Below are 16,348 nucleotides of genomic sequence, written 5' to 3' on the forward strand. Positions count from 1 at the left end.
CCGGGCGGCAGCAAGGGAAAAGACCATGTCCGACAGCGACCTGATGCAGCTCTATTCCCGGCGCATCCTGGCGCTGGCCTCGGACATCCCGCATCTGGGCAAGCTTGACCATGCGACAGGCAGCGCCCATCGCCGCTCGCCGCAATGCGGCTCATCGGTGACGGCACATGTGGCGATGCAGGACGGCCGCATCGCCGATTTCGCGCAAGAGGTGCGGGCCTGCGCCCTGGGCCAGGCCTCGGCCGGGGTGCTGGGCCGCACCGCGCTCGGCCGCACGCGGGCCGAGATCGCGCAGGCCCGCGACGAATTGCAGGCCATGCTGAAATCCGGCGGCCCCGCCCCCGCCGCCCCCTTCGAGGAACTCGAGGCGCTGCTGCCCGCCCGCGAATTCCCGAACCGCCACGCCTCGATCCTGCTGGCCTGGGAGGCGCTCCTGGGCGCCATCGACGCCTCGGCCTGACCGGCTTCTTCGTTCCCCAAATACCCCCGCCGGAGGCGCGCCCCGCCCGGCTTCTTCGTTCCCCAAATACTCCCGCCGGAGGCGATAAAAAAGAAAGCCGGCCCGCAGGGGACCGGCAGTTGCGCGCAGGATCGTCCGGGGAAAGGGACCGGCCCCAGGCGAAGGGCCGTCGATTGCGCGGGGCAGTAGGGATCAGGCTGCCAGGATCGAAGGCAGCGAAAACAGGATGATCGCCGTCACCGAGATCGCGACAGTGCCGAGCAGGTCAGAGAGGGATTCGCGGGTCATGAGGTCTCTCCACGGTTCGTTTACGGTTTGTTCTCATGAGTCGGGAACAAAGTAAAGAACTTTTTAAGAACATCCTGCGAACATCTATCCGGCAGTGATCAGGCGGATGGCGCGGTCCTGTTCCATCAGCCACAGAAGCAGCCGCACCGCCTGGCCGCGCTCGCTCTCCATCGCAGGGTCGCGCTCCAGGAAGCTCTGCGCATCCTTGCGCGCCAGGGCCATCAGCCCGGCCTGGCGTTCCAGGTCGGCGATGCGGAATCGCGGCAGGCCGGATTGCGCCGTGCCGATCACGTCGCCGGCGCCGCGCATGGCCAGGTCTTCCTCGGCGATGCGGAAACCGTCCTCGGTCTCGCGCAGGATCGTCAGCCGCCGCCGCCCGGTTTCCGACAGCGGCTCGTGATACATCAGCAGGCAGCTCGACGCGCCCGAACCGCGCCCGACCCGGCCGCGCAGCTGGTGCAATTGCGCCAGGCCGAAGCTTTCGGCGCGCTCGATCACCATGATCGTCGCCTCGGGCACGTCCACGCCGACCTCGATCACCGTGGTCGCGACCAGGATGCGCGCCCGCCCGGCGGCGAAATCGGCCATGGCGGCATCGCGTTCCTCGGCCGGCATCTGGCCATGCACCATCCGCACCTGCGCGCCGAATCGCGCCCGCAGCTCCTGGAAGCGCGCCTCGGCCGCGGTCAGGTCCACCGCCTCGCTTTCCTCGACCAGCGGGCAGACCCAATAGGCCCGCGCCCCGCCATCCAGCGCACGGGCCAGATGCGCCACCACCTCTGCCATGCGCGCGTCCGAGATCACCGTGGTGCGGATCGGCTGCCGCCCCGCGGGCTTTTCGTCCAGCACCGACAGGTCCATGTCGCCGAATTGCGCCAGCGCCAGCGAACGCGGGATCGGCGTCGCCGTCATCACCAGCATGTCGGGCGGCTGGTGCCCGCCCTTGGCGCCCAGTTCCATGCGCTGGTTGACGCCGAAGCGGTGCTGCTCGTCGACGATGGCCAGCCGCAGGTCGTGGAACTCGACCGATTTCTGGATCACCGCATGGGTGCCGACCAGGATGTCGATGCGGCCCTCGGCCAGGTCGGTCAGGATATTGGCGCGCGCATCGCCCTTGTCGCGGCCGGTCAGCGCCTCGAGCCGGATGCCGGCCAGCCGCGCGAGCGGCTCCAGCGCGCGGAAATGCTGGCGCGCCAGGATCTCGGTCGGGGCCATCAGCACGCCCTGCCCGCCCGCCTCGACCGCGACCAGCAGCGCCAGGAAGGCGACCAGCGTCTTGCCGGCGCCGACATCGCCTTGCAACAGCCGGTTCATCCGCCGCGGCGCGGCCATGTCGCCGGCGATCTCCTCGACCGCGCGGGCCTGCGCCCCGGTCGGCGGCCAGGGCAGCCCGGCCAGCACCTTGGCGCGCAGATGGCCGTCGCCCTGCGTGGACAGCCCCGCCTGCCGCCGCCGGTCGCGCCGCAACAGCGCCAGCGTCATCTGATGCGCGAACAGCTCGTCATAGGCCAGCCGCGCGCGCGCCGGATCGGTCGGCGACAGGCCCGCCGGCCCCTGGGGCGCATGGGCGCGGGCCAGCGCCTCGGCCCAGGCCGGCCAGCCCTCGCGCGCCAGGACCGAGGCGTCGATCCACTCGCCCGCCTGCGGCAGCCGCGCCATCGCGGCCCCCACCGCCTTTTGCACCACCCCCTGGGTCAACCGGCCCGAGAGCGGATAGACCGGCTCGAATTCCGGCGGCGGGGCCACACCCTCGGCGCCGATATGGTCGGGATGCACCATCTGCGCCACGCCGTCGAACAGCTCGACCTTGCCGGACACCAGCCGCCGCGCGCCCAAGGGCAGCTGGCTTTCGATCCAGTCCTTGCGCGGATGGAAGAAGACCAGCAGCAGGTCGGCGCTGCCGTCCGAGCAAAGCACCCGCCAGGGCCGGCCCTTGGCCGTGGGCGGGCTGTGGCGCTGCACGGTGACGGCCACGGTGACGATCTCGGGCGGGCGGGCCTCGACCAGCCGGGCGATCGGGCGGCGGCGGATGCCGGAATGCGGCAAGGTCAGGACCAGGTCGCGCAGCCGGGTCACGCCCATCTGGGCAAAGGATTCGGCCGCGCGCGGGCCGACGCCGGGCAGGGTCTCGACGCCCGCGAACAGCGGGAACAGCACCGGCGGCCGGCCCGTCACCCCTGGGCGATCGCCAGCCATTCGTCCTCGTCGATGACCTTGATGCCAAGCTCGGCCGCCTTCTTCGCCTTCGACCCCGCGCCCGGCCCGGCGATCAGCAGGTCGGTCTTGGCCGAGACCGAGCCCGCGACATGGGCGCCAAGCGCCTCGGCCCGCGCCTTGGCCTCGGCCCGCGTCATCTTTTCCAGCGTGCCGGTAAAGACCAGCGTCTTGCCGGTGATGGCGCTGTCGGTGGCGCGCGCCTCGGGCGGCAGCACGGTCAGATGCGCGACCAGCCGGTCGATCGCCGCCCGCTCGCGCTCATTGGCAAAGGCGTCCGAAAGCGACATGGCCAGCACCGGGCCGATGCCGTCGGCGGCGATCAGCCCGGCCCAGGCATTCGCCGCATCGGCCGGCAGGTCGGCCTGCGCCAAGGCGGCGGCGCGCGCCTCCGCAGGGCGGGCGCGACGGCCCTCGGCCTGCGCGGCCTCGCGTTCGGCCTGGACCGCCTCCTCGGCGGCGCGATGGGCGATGGCGGCCGGGCGCGCGGTGTCGAGCGCCGCCTCCAGCGCCTGCCAGCTGCCGTAATGGCGGGCCAGATCCTGCGCCGCGACCTCGCCGACATGGCGGATGCCGAGCGCGAACAAGAGCCGCGCCAGCGGGATCTCGCGGCGCTTCTGGATGGCCTGGAACAGGCTCGCGGCGCTTTTCTCGCCCCAGCCCTCGCGATTCTTCAGCTGCCGGGGCTGGCCGGGGCCATAGCGATCCTCCAGGGTGAAGATGTCGGCCGGCTCGGCGATCCAGCCGTCGCGGAACAGCTCCTCGACCAGCTTGGCGCCCAGCCCCTCGATGTCGAAGGCGGCACGCGAGACGAAATGGCGCAGCTTCTCGACCGCCTGGGCCGGGCAGATCAGCCCGCCGGTGCAGCGGCGGATCGAATCGCCCTCTTCCCGGATCGCGGGCGAGCCGCATTCCGGGCAGGTGGCCGGAAAGGCATAGGGCGCGGCCTCGGGCGGGCGCTTGGCCAGGTCCACGTCCGCGACCTTGGGGATCACGTCGCCGGCGCGATAGACCTCGACCCAGTCGCCGATGCGGATGTCCTTGCCGCCGCGGATCTCGCTGCCGTCGGCGCCGCGGCCGGCGATGTAATCCTCGTTATGCAGGGTGGCGTTCGAGACGACGACACCGCCCACCGTCACCGGATGCAGCCGCGCCACCGGGCTCAGCGCGCCGGTGCGGCCGACTTGGATGTCGATGGCTTCCAGCCGGGTCCAGGCGCGCTCGGCCGGGAACTTGTGCGCGAGCGCCCATCGCGGCGTGGTCGAGCGCATGCCCAGCCGCGCCTGATAGCCAAGCTCGTTCACCTTGTAGACCACGCCGTCGATGTCATAGCCCAAGGTCGCGCGCATCTGCTCGATCTCGGCCCAGGCGGCCAGCATGTCCTGGACCGAGGCGCAGATCCGGGTCAGCGGATTGGTCTGGAAGCCGAAATCCTGCATCCGCCGCACCGCCTCCATCTGCGTGCGGGCAAAGGGCGCGCTGACCTCGCCCCAGGCATAGGCAAAGAAGCGCAGGGGCCGCGATGCCGTCACCGCAGGGTCGAGCTGGCGCAGCGAGCCCGCCGCCGCATTGCGCGGGTTGGCAAAGACTCGGCCGCTGTCGGACTGGTTCAGCTTTTCGAAATCGACATGCGACATGTAGACCTCGCCGCGGATCTCCAGCACGTCGGGCCAGTCGTCGCCGGCAAGCTGGCCGGGAATGTCGGCGATGGTGCGGGCGTTGGCGGTCACGTTCTCGCCCACCGCCCCGTCGCCGCGGGTCGCGGCCTGGACCAGCCGCCCGCCTTCGTAGCGCAGCGACAGCGACAACCCGTCGATCTTGGGCTCGGCGGTGATCTCCAGCGCCGCGCCGGGGGCGAGGTTCAGGAATGAGCGCACCCGCTGCACGAAGGCTTCGACATCGCCCTGGGTAAAGCCGTTTTCCAGCGACAGCATCGGCAGGCGATGCGGGATCTTGGCAAAGCGCGTATCGGGCGTGGCGCCGACCTGCTCGGTCGGGCTGCCGGGATGGGCCAGATGGGGAAAGCGCGCCTCGATCTCTTCCAGCCGGCGCTTGCAGGCGTCGTATTCGGCATCGCTGATGAAGGGCGCATCTTCCTGGTAATAGGCCAGGTTCGCCCGCGCCACCTCGTCGCTCAGCCGGGCGTGCTCGGCCTCGGCGGCCTCGGCGTCCAGGCTGGAGACGGGCGGCAGGGCCGCAGCCGGCGCTGCCGGCTCCCCCGCCGGAACCGCCCGATCCTCGTCATCTCCGGCCATCTGCCCTCCGCCTTCTGTCGGCCTTGCGGGCCGTGATCTGCGCAGCAGGTGATACCGGGGCGAAGGCCGGATTGTCCAGCGCCCGGCCCCGCGGTCTTCCGCGACCCCGAAGCCCCGCCGGGCTCAGGCGCGCAGGGCCATGCGTTCGGGGTTCCGCGTCTCGGAGGCCGGGTCGCGCAGGACATAGCCCCTGCCCCAGACCGTCTCGATATGGCTTTCGCCGTTCATCGCCGCCGCCAGCTTCTTGCGCAGCTTGCAGACGAAGACGTCGATGATCTTCAGCTCGGGCTCGTCCATGCCGCCGTAAAGATGGTTCAGGAACATCTCCTTGGTCAGCGTCGTGCCCTTGCGCAGGCTCAGAAGCTCCAGGATCTGGTATTCCTTGCCGGTCAGATTGACCGCGCGCCCGCCCACCTCGACCGAGCGTGCGTCCAGGTTCACCACCATCTCGCCGGTGCGGATCACCGACTGGCTATGGCCCTTGGAACGGCGGATGATGGCCTGGATGCGGGCGACCAGCTCCTCGCGGTTGAAGGGCTTGGTCATGTAGTCGTCGGCACCGAAGCCAAAGCCGCGCAGCTTGCTTTCGGTGTCGTCCGAGCCGGTCAGGATCAGGATCGGCGTGTCGATGCGGGACATGCGGATCTGGCGCAGGACCTCCATGCCGTGCATGTCCGGCAGGTCCAGGTCCAGCAGGATCAGGTCGTAGTCATAGAGCTTGGCAAGGTCGATTCCCTCCTCGCCCATGTCGGTGCGATAAACATTATAACTCGCGTTCGTCAGCATCAGCTCGATGCTGCGCGCCGTGGTCGGATCATCCTCGACCAGAAGGATTCGCATGTCATTTCCCCTTGCTAACCAGGCTACTGGCAAAACCTCTCAGCAAAAGGTTAATATCACGTTACCGGCTTATTTATCAAATTTGTCTCAACTTACGGTTGCCGAAATTTCTGCAGATGCGTGATTTTCAGCGCATTGCGGCCATGCTGGCGAAAGGCGCTGGCCCAGGCGTCGAACTCTTCCTCGGTCAGGCCATAGCGGCGAATCGCCTCGTCCCGCGACAAGAGGCCGTAATGCACCGCATCGACCACCGCCGCCTTGCGGCTGGCCACCCAGCGGGTCTGCGGCTGGGGCAGATCGGCCTGGGTCAGGATGCTGCCATCAGGCAGGATCACGGTGCGCAGACCGGGAGTTTTCTTCAAAAACATCGGCAAGTCCCTGTTCTCTCTGCCTCCTTGTGTCGCAAACTTCTTAAGCCCCGGTGAAGTGGCGCAGGGTTTTTCCAGGCCCGGCCCTTGAGAATTGCCGGTTTTTACCTATAAATGTCATGAACTGCGGGCCAGAGCAGCGCGCCCGCGCAAAGGACGATCCATGACAGCGCCAAGCCCCTCTCTGCGCCATGACGCGCCAGATTCGACCGTGAATTCGCTGGGCTTTGCCAAGCCGCCGGCGCAGACGCGCGTGGTCGTGGCCATGTCGGGCGGCGTCGACAGTTCGGTCGTGGCCGCGATGCTGGCCGCGCAGGGCTATGACGTGATCGGCGTGACCCTGCAGCTTTACGACCATGGCGCGGCGCTGGCGAAAAAGGGCGCCTGCTGCGCCGGGCAGGACATCCACGACGCCCGCCGCGTGGCCGAGCGCATCGGTTTTCCGCATTACGTGCTGGATTACGAGAACAGGTTCCGCGAATCGGTGATCGAGGAATTCGCCGATGCCTACCTGGCCGGTGCGACGCCGGTGCCCTGCATCCGCTGCAACGAGCGGGTGAAGTTCCGCGACCTGCTGGAGACCGCGCGCGAGCTTGATGCCGATTGCATGGCGACCGGGCATTACATCCGCCGCTTCGACGGCCCGCGCGGGGCCGAGCTGCACATGGCGGCCGACCCGGCCCGCGACCAGAGCTATTTCCTGTTCTCGACCACGCAGGAGCAGCTGGATTTCCTGCGCTTCCCGCTGGGCGGGCTGGCCAGCAAGGCCGAGACGCGGGCGCTGGCGGCGCAATACGGGCTTTCGGTCGCCGACAAGCCCGACAGCCAGGACATCTGCTTCGTGCCCGATGGCGACTATGCCGGCGTGATCGAAAAGCTGCGCCCCGGCGCCGCCGATCCGGGCGAGATCGTGGACATGGACGGCAACATCCTGGGCACGCATCGCGGCGTGATCCATTACACCATCGGCCAGCGCCGCGGCCTGGGCATCGGCGGCCTGGGCGATCCGCTTTACGTGGTGCGGCTGGAGCCCGAGACGCGGCGCGTCGTCGTCGGCCCCAAGCAGGCGCTGGCGACCCGGATCGTGCCGGTGACCGAGGTGAACTGGCTGGGCGACGAGCCCTTCGCCGGCGAGATCCCGATCACCGCCCGCATCCGCTCGACCCGGCCGCCGCGGCCGGCCATCCTGCGCGCGACGGGCGAGCGGCGCGCCGAGATCGAACTGCTGGCCCCGGAAGAGGGCGTCAGCCCCGGCCAGGCCTGCGTCTTTTACGCGACCGAAGGGACGCGCGTGCTGGGCGGCGGCTGGATCTCGCACCGCCGCGGCGGCTGAGTTCAGGCCGCCGCAGCCAGCAGGCGGATGCGCTCGACCATGGCGCGCAGCCCGTTCGAGCGCTGCGCCGAAAGATGCTCCTCCAGCCCCAGCCGGCCAAGCTCGGCGCTGGCGTTGATCGCCGCCACCTCGCCGACCGGCACGCCGGAGTAAAGCGCATGCAGGATGGCGATCAGCCCGCGCACGATCAGCGCATCGCTGTCGCCCTGGAAGTCGAAGCGGCCAGCCTCGATCCGGGGCATGATCCAGACCTGGCTGGCGCAACCCTCGACCTTGGTGGCGGGCACCTGCAACGAGGCATCCATCGGCGCCATCGCCTTGCCCAGTTCGATGACATGGCGGTAGCGCTCTTCCCAATCCTCCAGGAAATCGAAGGTCTCGGCGATTTCTTCAAAGGCGGGCGTGGCCATCGGGGCATCCTCTCGCATCGGGCGGCACTGGCATAGCGCGACGGGGCGGCAAGGTCAAAGAGGCTTTCGCGCCCGCCCGACTTGGCCTATCACTGCGCCAAAGACTTGGGAAAACGGGGGCAGCCTTCATGCGGTCGGGAACCTTGGGCATTCTTGCCTGTGCGATGCTGGTGCTGGGCGGTTGCGGCCGCATGGGGGACAGCAGCCTGAACCCGTTTCGCTGGTTCGGCGGCGGCAGCGGCGCGCCCCGCCAGCAGACGCTGGAGCCCGAAGGCGGCTATCCGACCGCGATCGAGGACGGCCGCCTGCCGCTGGCGCAGATCACCAGCGCGAAATGGGAGCCGCTCTACGAAGGGCGGATGCTGGTCGTGACCGGGCTTGCCGCCAGCAAGGGCTGGTGGGATGTGGCGCTGGTCACCGAGGTGCCGATGCCCAGGGGACGCATCCGCCCCGATCAGGACGGCGTGCTGCGCCTGCGGCTGGTGGGCAAGCCGCCCCTGCCCGACACCTTCGCCGCCGCCAACCCGCCGCAGCCTGCCAGCGATACGGTGACGGTGGCGCTGACGCTTCCCAACGCCGCCTTGGCGGACCTGCGCGAGGTGGTGATCACCGGCGCCGGCAACGCCATCACGCTGCGCCGCTGACGCCGGGCCCAGGCCCGGTTCGGCAGCGCGAAAGGCTGCAGGCAAACCGCGACCGGCACGGTGGCGCCATGGGTATTTGAGGAACGGAGAAGACGTGGGCGGCGTCAGGATCTTCTTCGTTCCTCAAATACCCATGGGCGACATTGCCGCATCGCCCTGTCCGTCATCTTGATCGCCAGGCCGGAGTAGCGGGGACGAGGCGCAGATTCGGCCGAATGCAGGCAGGACGGCCGCCGTGGCAGGAAAAAGGCCCGCATGCGTCATGCGGGCCTTTTCGCGGAATGCCGGCGGGTGCGGCCGATCAGGCCATCTTGCGCAGATAGGTCCAGGTCGGCACGCGGGCGGCGCGCGCCACGGACCAGCTTTCCGCATCGCCGAGATATTCGAAGCCGCAATTGGTCAGCACCCGCGCCGAGCCGGGATTGTCCTGGAACGCCTCGGCAAACAGCGTGCGCGAGCCGTGCGGATTGGCCTCGACCAGGGCCGAGACCGCCTCGGTCGCGAAGCCGGTGTTCCAGAACCCCGCCCCGATCCAGAAGCCGAGTTCGGACTGTTCCTTGTCGATCCGCGTCAGCGAGACCACGCCCAGCACCTCGGCCAGCTTGTTGGCCGAGCCGTCGATGGCCCAGACATCCTCGTCCCGGTCAGCCGCCATCGCCCGGCGGACATAGGCTTCGGAGGCGCCGGGCGGCAAGGGATGCGGGATCGAACGGGTTCCCTCGGCCACGCGCCGATCGGCGGTGTAATGCGCGATGAGCCCGGCATCCGATGCCCGCAGCGGGCGCAGGACGAAGCGCTCGGTCACGATCTCGATCTGCCGCGCATCCGAGGAAATCAATTCGTTCATGTCACTATTCTCCCCCAATTACTCGCAATCATATGGGTGCGGCCCCTGAAAACGCGAAGGGGACCGGCCCTGCCGATCCCCCTATTTAGCACCCGAGTGTTGAAATCGGCTTACTCGGCGGCCTCGAGATTGGCGGGAAGCACGGAAATATAGGTGCGGCCCTTGAGGCCCTTCTTGAAGGTCACGTGGCCGTCGGTCAGGGCGAACAGGGTGTGGTCGCGGCCCATGCCGACGTTCTGGCCCGGCCACCAGGTGGTGCCGCGCTGACGCACGATGATGTTGCCGGCGACGGCCTGCTGGCCGCCGAAGAGTTTCACGCCGAGACGACGACCGGCCGAGTCGCGGCCGTTGCGGGACGAACCGCCTGCTTTCTTATGTGCCATGGCTCAGTCTCCTTCTGCCTCAGTTGGCGTCTTCGGCCGAGGCTTCGGCTTCCGACTTCTTGGCTTTTGCCGGCTTGGCGGCCGGCTCGAGTTTGGTGCGCGCGCCGACGGCGGCTTTCACATCGGTCTTGTCGCCGCCTTTTTCAAGCAGCTCGGTGATGCGGACCAGCGTCAGCTGCTGGCGGTGGCCGCGGGTGCGCTGCGACGAATGCTTGCGGCGGCGCTTGACATAGGTGATGACCTTGTCGGCCTTGATGGTGTCGATCACCTCGGCCTGCACGGCGGCGCCGGCAACCAGCGGCGCGCCCACGGTCGCGCCGATCATCAGCACGTCGTTGAACTGGACCTTGTCGCCGGCTTCGGCGTTCAGCTTTTCGACGCGCAGCACGTCACCGGCCTGAACCCGGTATTGCTTGCCGCCCGTCTTGAGAACTGCGAACATTCCGTCTTTCCTTGCTCTGCCGCGTCCTTCGGCCCCTGCCTTGCAGGTGTTGCCGGGGCCAGGCCCCGCCTTCGGACAGCGCACCCATGGTCTCGGGTGAGGTTCAAAATATGATGCCGGCAACGGACATGCGCCCGGCCGGTCGCGGGTATATCGCGGATTCGGCCGGGCAAGTCAACCGAAATGGCGGCTCAGCGCCACAGGTCGCGCGCCTCCTCCACCGCAAGCCGCCGCCCCTCGCGCAGCGCGCCCAGACCGGCCGACATGAGCGGCGCCGGGCGCGGATCGGTGCCGCTATAGGCGCCGCGGGCGCGGTTGTGCGGGTGGCGCGGCGCCTCGTCCAATGACAGCACCGGGGCCGCGCAGGCATCGGTCCCCTCCAGCGCGGCCGCCCAGTCGTCGCGGCTGCGGGTGGCGATGCGCGCGGCCAGGATCGCGCGCAGCGCGGCCCAGTTCGCCGGGTCGGCGCGGTCGGGCAGGTCGGCCTCGGACAGGCCCAGTCGCCGGACCAGTTCCGCCCAGAACTGCGGCTCGATGGCGGCGATGGCCAGGAAGCCGCCGCAGGCGCAGGGATAGCAGCTGTAATAGGGCGCGCCGCCGTCCAGCAGATTGGCCTGCCGCTGGTCCCGCCACAGCCCGTTGGCGCGCAGCCCCGAGATCATCGCCATCAGATGCGCCACCCCGTCGGTGATCGCGGCATCGACCACCTGGCCCCGGCCGGTCTCGCGCGCAGCAAGGATCGCCGCCAGCATGCCCGAGACCAGATACATCGAGCCGGCGGCGAAATCGCCGACCAGGTTCAACGGCGGCACCGGATGATCCGCGGGGCCGATGGCGGAAAGCGCGCCGGTGATCGCCAGATAGGTCAGGTCGTGGCCGGCGGAATGGGCCAGCGGGCCCGTCTGGCCCCAGCCGGTCATGCGGCCATAGACCAGGCGCGGGTTTTCCGCGAAATCCTCGGGGCCGAGGCCCAGCCGCTCCATCACGCCGGGGCGCATGCCCTCGATCAGCGCATCGGCGCGCAGGATCAGGTCGCGGGCGATCCCGAGGCCCTCGGGCGATTTCAGGTCCAGTTCCAGCCAATCGCGGCCGCGGTCGAGCACGTCGCGGTCGAGCGGAAAGATCTGCGGCGCGCCGGGCCGGGCGATGCGCACCACCTGCGCGCCGTGGTCGGCAAGCCACATGGCGGCGAATGGCGTGGGGCCGATCCCGGCAATCTCGACGATGCGCAGGCTGGACAGGGCGCCGGTCATTTGCGGCCTCCGGGGGAATGGTGGGCGGTGAGGGACTCGAACCCCCGACATTCTCGGTGTAAACGAGACGCTCTACCAACTGAGCTAACCGCCCCCCTGCCGGCTGATAGCGCGATCCCGGCGTCCTTGGCAAGCACGGGCGTCACCGGCGCAGCCGCGCGATCAGCGACGAGGTGTCCCAGCGCCCGCCGCCCATGGCCTGCACCTCCTTGTAGAACTGGTCGACCAGCGCCGTCACCGGCAGGCTCGCCCCGGTCTCGTCGGCGGTGGCCAGGCAGATGCCCAGATCCTTGCGCATCCAGTCCACCGCAAAGCCGAAGTCGAAGCGGTTCTCGGCCATGGTCTGGTGGCGATTCGCCATCTGCCAGCTGCCGGCGGCGCCCTGGCTGATCACCTCGACGACCTCGGGGATCGACAGCCCCGCCTTTTCGGCGAAATGCAGCGATTCCGACAGGCCCTGCACCAGCCCGGCAATGGCGATCTGGTTGCACATCTTGGTCAGCTGCCCCGCGCCCGAGGGGCCCATGAGCTTGCAGATCTTGGCATAGGCGGCGATCACCGGCTCGGCGCGATCGTAATCGGCCTGCGCGCCGCCGCACATCACCGAAAGCTGGCCGCCCTCGGCCCCCGCCTGCCCGCCCGAGACCGGCGCATCGACGAAGCCCAGCCCGGCCTCGGCAGCGACCGCGAACAGCTCGCGCGTGACCGCGGCCGAGACCGTGGTGTGATCGACGAAGACCGCGCCCCGGCCCATGCCGGCAAAGGCGCCCGCCTCGCCCAGGCAGACCTGGCGCAGGTCGTCGTCATTGCCGACGCAGGCCATGACGAAGTCGGCGCCCCCGGCCGCCTCGCGTGCGGTGGCGGCCAGGCGGCCCTTGTGGCGCGCGGCCCAGGCCTCGGCCTTGGCGGGGCTGCGGTTCCAGACCGTCACCTCATGCCCGGCCGCAGCCAGGTGGCCCGCCATCGGAAAGCCCATCACCCCAAGTCCCAGAAATGCCACCCGCGCCATCAGATTCTCCCTTTCGTGTCGAAAAGGCGCGTTGATCCGGCCCGCGCCCTGCCCTATTCACCCCGATGAATTTCATCACCCGGCGCGGGGGTCAACCTCTCGTGCCCAAGCTCGGGACCGTGCCTTTTCATGGTGACACTTTTCCGCTGGCTTGTGCGCCTGACGGTCGGGCTGATCCTGCTGACCCTGGCGCTGGTGACGCTGGCCTGGTATTTCGCCATCCGCTCCTTGCCCGATTACGACGGCAGCTATGCGGTCCAGGGCATCTCGGCCCCGGTCGAGATCGTGCGCACGACCGAGGACGTGCCGCATATCTTCGGCCAAAGCGACCGCGACGTGTTCTTCGCGCTCGGGCTTGCCCATGCCCAGGACCGGCTGTTCCAGATGACCGTGCTGCGCCGTGCGGCCCAGGGCCGGCTGGCCGAGATCTATGGCATGGGCGCGCTGCCCGCCGACGACCTGGCGCGCCGGCTGGGGCTTTACCGCAATGCCCGCGCCTCGCTCGAGGCCCAGGACCCCGAGGTGCTGGACGCGCTGCAAGCCTATGCCGCGGGCATCAACGCCTGGATCGAGCAGGTCAACCTGGGCGCGCGCGGGCGCGGGGCGCCGGAGTTCTTCCTTTATCCCGACGACATCGCCTATTGGGAGCCGGCGGATTCGCTGGCGATCCTGAAGCTGCTGGCGGCCTCGTCCAGCGTGCAGCTGCGCCGCGAGGTGCTGCGCGCGCAGCTGTCTCTGGCCGCGCCCGAACGCGGGCAGGATCTGGTCGCCATGCCGGGCGAGCCGCCGCTACCCGGCTATGCCGCGCTTTTTCCGGGCGCCCGCTTTGCCGCCCCGGAACGCGGCGCCGGGCCGCGGGACTGGACGGCGACGCTGGCCGGCTATCTGGCGCCGGCGGCGGGGGCCTCGGCCAACGGCTTTGCCGCCGCGGCCGGCCGCACGGCGGCGGGAGGGGCGCTGCTGGCCAATGACCCGCAATTCGCCCTGACCGCGCCGGGCCTGTGGTATCTGGCACGGATCGAGCTTGGCTCGGGCGGGGTGATCGGCGGCACCATCCCCGGCATTCCCGCGGTGCTGTCGGGTCGCAATACCGGCCTGGCCTGGGGCATCACCCCGGCCTGGATCGACGACCAGGACCTGTATATCGAGGAGGTCCAACCCGGCGATCCCAACCGCTATCGCGGCGCACAGGGCTGGACCGAGTTCGCGACCCGGCGCGAGACCCTGCGCATCCGCGGCGCCGAGCCGCAGACCATCACCCTGCGCGAGACCGAGAACGGCCCGGTCATCCCCGCCGCGCATCTGGACCTTGCCAGCATCCTGCCGGCCGGCCATGTCGCGGCGCTGTCCTGGACCGGCGGCCATGGCGAGGACCGCAGCATGTCGGCGCTGATCGGCCTGATGCGGGCGCAGGACCGCCAGGCGGCGACACAGGCGCTGCGCGGCATGGTCGCGCCGGCCCTGACGGTGACGCTGGCCGATGCGCGGGGCGTGGGCCAGGTACTGGCCGGCGCCCTGCCGCAGCGCCCCGCCGGGCACCAGACGGCGGGACGCATGCCCGCGCCAGGCTGGGTCGTGCAGAACCGCTGGCAGGGGCTCGACCCCGCACCGTCCGAGCTGGCCGAGCTGAGCCCCGAAAGCGGCATCGTCGCCGCGACCGGCGCGGCCGAGCCGGGCTGGGCCGGGCTGGGCCACGACCGGGCCGACGGCTACCGGCTGGGCCGGCTGCGCCACCTGATCGAATCGCGCGAGGTGCATTCGCGCGACAGCTTCATCGCCGCGCAGACCGACATCGTCAGCCCGGTGGCCCGCGGCCTGCTGCCGCTGGTCGGAGCAGAGCTGTGGTTCACCGGCGAACCCGCGGCCCAGGGCACGCCCGAGCGGCTGCGCCAGGACGCGCTGGCGCTGCTGGCCAATTGGGACGGCGCGATGAGCGAGCATCTGCCCGAGCCGCTGATCTATGCCGCCTGGATGCGGGCCTTGCAGGATCGGCTGGTGCGCGACGACCTCGGCCCGCTGGCGCAGGACCTGACCGAGCTGTTCCCCGTTTTCATCGACCGGGTGTTTCGCGACGCCGGCGGCGCCTCGGAATGGTGCGACATCCGCCAGTCCGCCCCGGTCGAGACCTGCACCCAGATCGCCCGGCAGGCGCTGGACGCGGCGCTGCTGGACCTGGTGGCGCGCTTCGGCCCCGACCTTGCCAGCTGGCGCTGGGGCGACCTGCACCGCGCCCGCCATGTCCACCCGGCGCTGGGGGACATGCGGGGCATCTCCTATATCGTGAACCTGATCCAGCCGACCTCGGGCGGCGAGGCGACGATCGCCCATGCCGGCTTCCTGGGCCGGGGCCGCAATCCCTGGCTGAACGTGACCGGGGCCGCCTATCGCGGCGTCTATGACCTGGCCGACCCCGACAGCTCGGTCTTCGTCATCTCGACCGGGCAATCGGGCCATCCCTTCTCGCGCCATTACGACGACATGGCCGAGCTGTGGCGGCGCGGCGAATACGTGGTCATGTCGCTGGACCCGGCGCTGGCGCGGGCGGCGGCGGCGGGCATCACCCACCTGCAACCGGCCGGCGACTAGGGGGCTTGCATCCCGCGCCCGGCCGGGCTTCCCTGCGGGCCGGGACGCAGCGAAGGACAGCCCATGGCGCGCAAGATCATCATCGACACCGACCCCGGCCAGGACGATGCCGTGGCGATCCTGCTGGCCCTGGCCAGCCCCGAGATCGAGGTGCTGGGCCTCGGCGTGGTCGCCGGCAACGTGCCGCTGCACCATACCCAGCGCAATGCCCGGATGGTCTGCGAACTGGCCGGCCGACCCGACCTGCCGGTCCATGCCGGCTGCGACGCGCCGCTGCACCGCAAGCTGATCACGGCCGAGCATGTGCATGGCAAGACCGGGCTCGACGGCGTCACCCTGCCCAAGCCGACCATGCCGCTCGCCCCCGGCCATGCCGTCGATTTCCTGATCGAGACCCTGCGCCGCGAAAAGCCGGGCAGCGTGACGCTGGTGCCGATCGGCCCCCTGACCAATATCGCCACCGCCTTCCTGCGCGCGCCCGACATCATCCCGCGGGTGCAGGAAATCGTGCTGATGGGCGGCGCCTATTTCGAGGTGGGCAACATCACCCCCACCGCCGAGTTCAACATCCATGTCGATCCCGAGGCGGCGAAGATCGTCTTTGCCAGCGGCGCACCGCTGACGGTGATGCCGCTCGACGTGACGCATCGCGCCCTGACCAGCCGCGCCTGGGTCGAGGGCATGCGCGCCATGGGTCGCGTCGGCCAGGCCGTCGCCAGCTGGACCGATTTCTTCGAACGCTATGACCGCGAGAAATACGGCAGCCAGGGCGCGCCGCTGCACGACCCCTGCACCATCGCCTGGCTGCTGAAGCCCGAGCTGTTCACCGGCCGCTATATCAATGTCGAGATCGAGACCCAGGGCGAATACACCCTGGGCATGACCGTCGCCGACTGGTGGCGGGTCAGCGGCCGGACGCCCAACGCCACCTTCATCCGCGAGGTCGAGGCCGATGCCTTCTTCGCGCTGCTGACGGAACGGATCGGCGATCTGGACCGCAGGGTCGGATAGCAGCC

At 69.7% G+C, this 16,348-nt stretch carries 15 protein-coding genes and 1 tRNA gene; 5 read left to right on the forward strand and 11 right to left on the reverse strand.

What is annotated here, in order from left to right; all coding sequences use genetic code 11:
• Window positions 1–25 precede the first annotated feature (25 nt).
• Window positions 26–460 (forward strand): iron-sulfur cluster assembly scaffold protein, encoded by a 435-nt coding sequence (locus E3U26_RS21965; RefSeq protein ID WP_116220890.1) that lies wholly within the window; start codon window positions 26–28, stop codon window positions 458–460.
• Between the two features lie 372 nt (window positions 461–832).
• On the opposite strand, the gene recG is transcribed toward E3U26_RS21965, so the two are convergent.
• From recG to sciP, 4 genes are all read right to left on the reverse strand, one after another.
• Window positions 833–2,944: an ATP-dependent DNA helicase RecG gene (gene recG, locus E3U26_RS21970; RefSeq protein WP_449045405.1), complete on the reverse strand. Its 2,112-nt coding sequence runs from the start codon at window positions 2,942–2,944 to the stop codon at window positions 833–835.
• Window positions 2,920–5,217, reverse strand: a complete 2,298-nt coding sequence (gene ligA / locus E3U26_RS21975; protein ID WP_499106625.1) for an NAD-dependent DNA ligase LigA — start codon at window positions 5,215–5,217, stop codon at window positions 2,920–2,922. The genes recG and ligA overlap by 25 nt, the downstream gene beginning before the upstream one ends.
• Window positions 5,218–5,340: 123 nt before the next feature.
• Window positions 5,341–6,057: a response regulator transcription factor gene (gene ctrA, locus E3U26_RS21980; RefSeq protein WP_499106627.1), complete on the reverse strand. Its 717-nt coding sequence runs from the start codon at window positions 6,055–6,057 to the stop codon at window positions 5,341–5,343.
• Between the two features lie 92 nt (window positions 6,058–6,149).
• The gene (gene sciP / locus E3U26_RS21985; protein ID WP_036754658.1) at window positions 6,150–6,425 is read right to left on the reverse strand and encodes a CtrA inhibitor SciP; all 276 of its coding nucleotides are present in this window, start codon (window positions 6,423–6,425) and stop codon (window positions 6,150–6,152) included.
• Window positions 6,426–6,588: 163 nt separating this feature from the next.
• Between sciP and mnmA the strand changes: the two genes are divergently transcribed.
• Window positions 6,589–7,758, forward strand: a complete 1,170-nt coding sequence (mnmA, locus tag E3U26_RS21990; protein WP_036754660.1) for a tRNA 2-thiouridine(34) synthase MnmA — start codon at window positions 6,589–6,591, stop codon at window positions 7,756–7,758.
• A 2-nt stretch (window positions 7,759–7,760) separates the two neighbouring features.
• Here the strand turns inward: mnmA and E3U26_RS21995 are convergent, their stop codons facing one another.
• Window positions 7,761–8,168 carry a SufE family protein gene (locus E3U26_RS21995; protein WP_072463547.1) on the reverse strand — a complete coding sequence of 136 codons (408 nt, stop codon included), beginning with the start codon at window positions 8,166–8,168 and terminating at the stop codon, window positions 7,761–7,763.
• Window positions 8,169–8,296: 128 nt separating this feature from the next.
• On the opposite strand from E3U26_RS21995, the gene E3U26_RS22000 reads away from it, so the two are divergent.
• Complete coding sequence (locus tag E3U26_RS22000; RefSeq protein ID WP_116220833.1) at window positions 8,297–8,812, forward strand: hypothetical protein; 516 nt, start codon at window positions 8,297–8,299, stop codon at window positions 8,810–8,812.
• A 301-nt stretch (window positions 8,813–9,113) separates the two neighbouring features.
• Here E3U26_RS22000 and E3U26_RS22005 read toward each other — a convergent pair whose 3' ends face one another.
• From E3U26_RS22005 to E3U26_RS22030, 6 genes are all read right to left on the reverse strand, one after another.
• A complete protein-coding gene (locus tag E3U26_RS22005) occupies window positions 9,114–9,659 on the reverse strand; it encodes a GNAT family N-acetyltransferase (RefSeq protein WP_036754676.1) in 546 nt (181 codons plus the stop codon).
• 110 nt (window positions 9,660–9,769) lie between these two features.
• Window positions 9,770–10,042, reverse strand: coding sequence for a 50S ribosomal protein L27 (rpmA, locus tag E3U26_RS22010; protein WP_114535471.1), 273 nt, complete (start codon window positions 10,040–10,042; stop codon window positions 9,770–9,772).
• 19 nt (window positions 10,043–10,061) lie between these two features.
• A complete protein-coding gene (rplU, locus tag E3U26_RS22015) occupies window positions 10,062–10,484 on the reverse strand; it encodes a 50S ribosomal protein L21 (protein ID WP_114535472.1) in 423 nt (140 codons plus the stop codon).
• A gap of 191 nt (window positions 10,485–10,675) precedes the next feature.
• Complete coding sequence (locus tag E3U26_RS22020; protein WP_449045403.1) at window positions 10,676–11,737, reverse strand: CaiB/BaiF CoA transferase family protein; 1,062 nt, start codon at window positions 11,735–11,737, stop codon at window positions 10,676–10,678.
• Window positions 11,738–11,755: 18 nt separating this feature from the next.
• Window positions 11,756–11,831 (reverse strand) — tRNA-Val (locus E3U26_RS22025).
• Window positions 11,832–11,879: 48 nt separating this feature from the next.
• Window positions 11,880–12,746 carry an NAD(P)-dependent oxidoreductase gene (locus E3U26_RS22030; protein WP_449045401.1) on the reverse strand — a complete coding sequence of 289 codons (867 nt, stop codon included), beginning with the start codon at window positions 12,744–12,746 and terminating at the stop codon, window positions 11,880–11,882.
• Between the two features lie 129 nt (window positions 12,747–12,875).
• On the opposite strand from E3U26_RS22030, the gene E3U26_RS22035 reads away from it, so the two are divergent.
• Window positions 12,876–15,332 carry a penicillin acylase family protein gene (locus E3U26_RS22035; protein ID WP_499106629.1) on the forward strand — a complete coding sequence of 819 codons (2,457 nt, stop codon included), beginning with the start codon at window positions 12,876–12,878 and terminating at the stop codon, window positions 15,330–15,332.
• Between the two features lie 63 nt (window positions 15,333–15,395).
• Window positions 15,396–16,343 (forward strand): nucleoside hydrolase, encoded by a 948-nt coding sequence (locus E3U26_RS22040; RefSeq protein ID WP_449045400.1) that lies wholly within the window; start codon window positions 15,396–15,398, stop codon window positions 16,341–16,343.
• The last annotated feature ends 5 nt before the right edge of the window (window positions 16,344–16,348 follow it).

The sequence above is a fragment of the Paracoccus ferrooxidans genome (genome assembly GCF_029909815.1).
In the GTDB taxonomy this organism is placed as follows: Bacteria; Pseudomonadota; Alphaproteobacteria; order Rhodobacterales; family Rhodobacteraceae; genus Paracoccus; species Paracoccus versutus.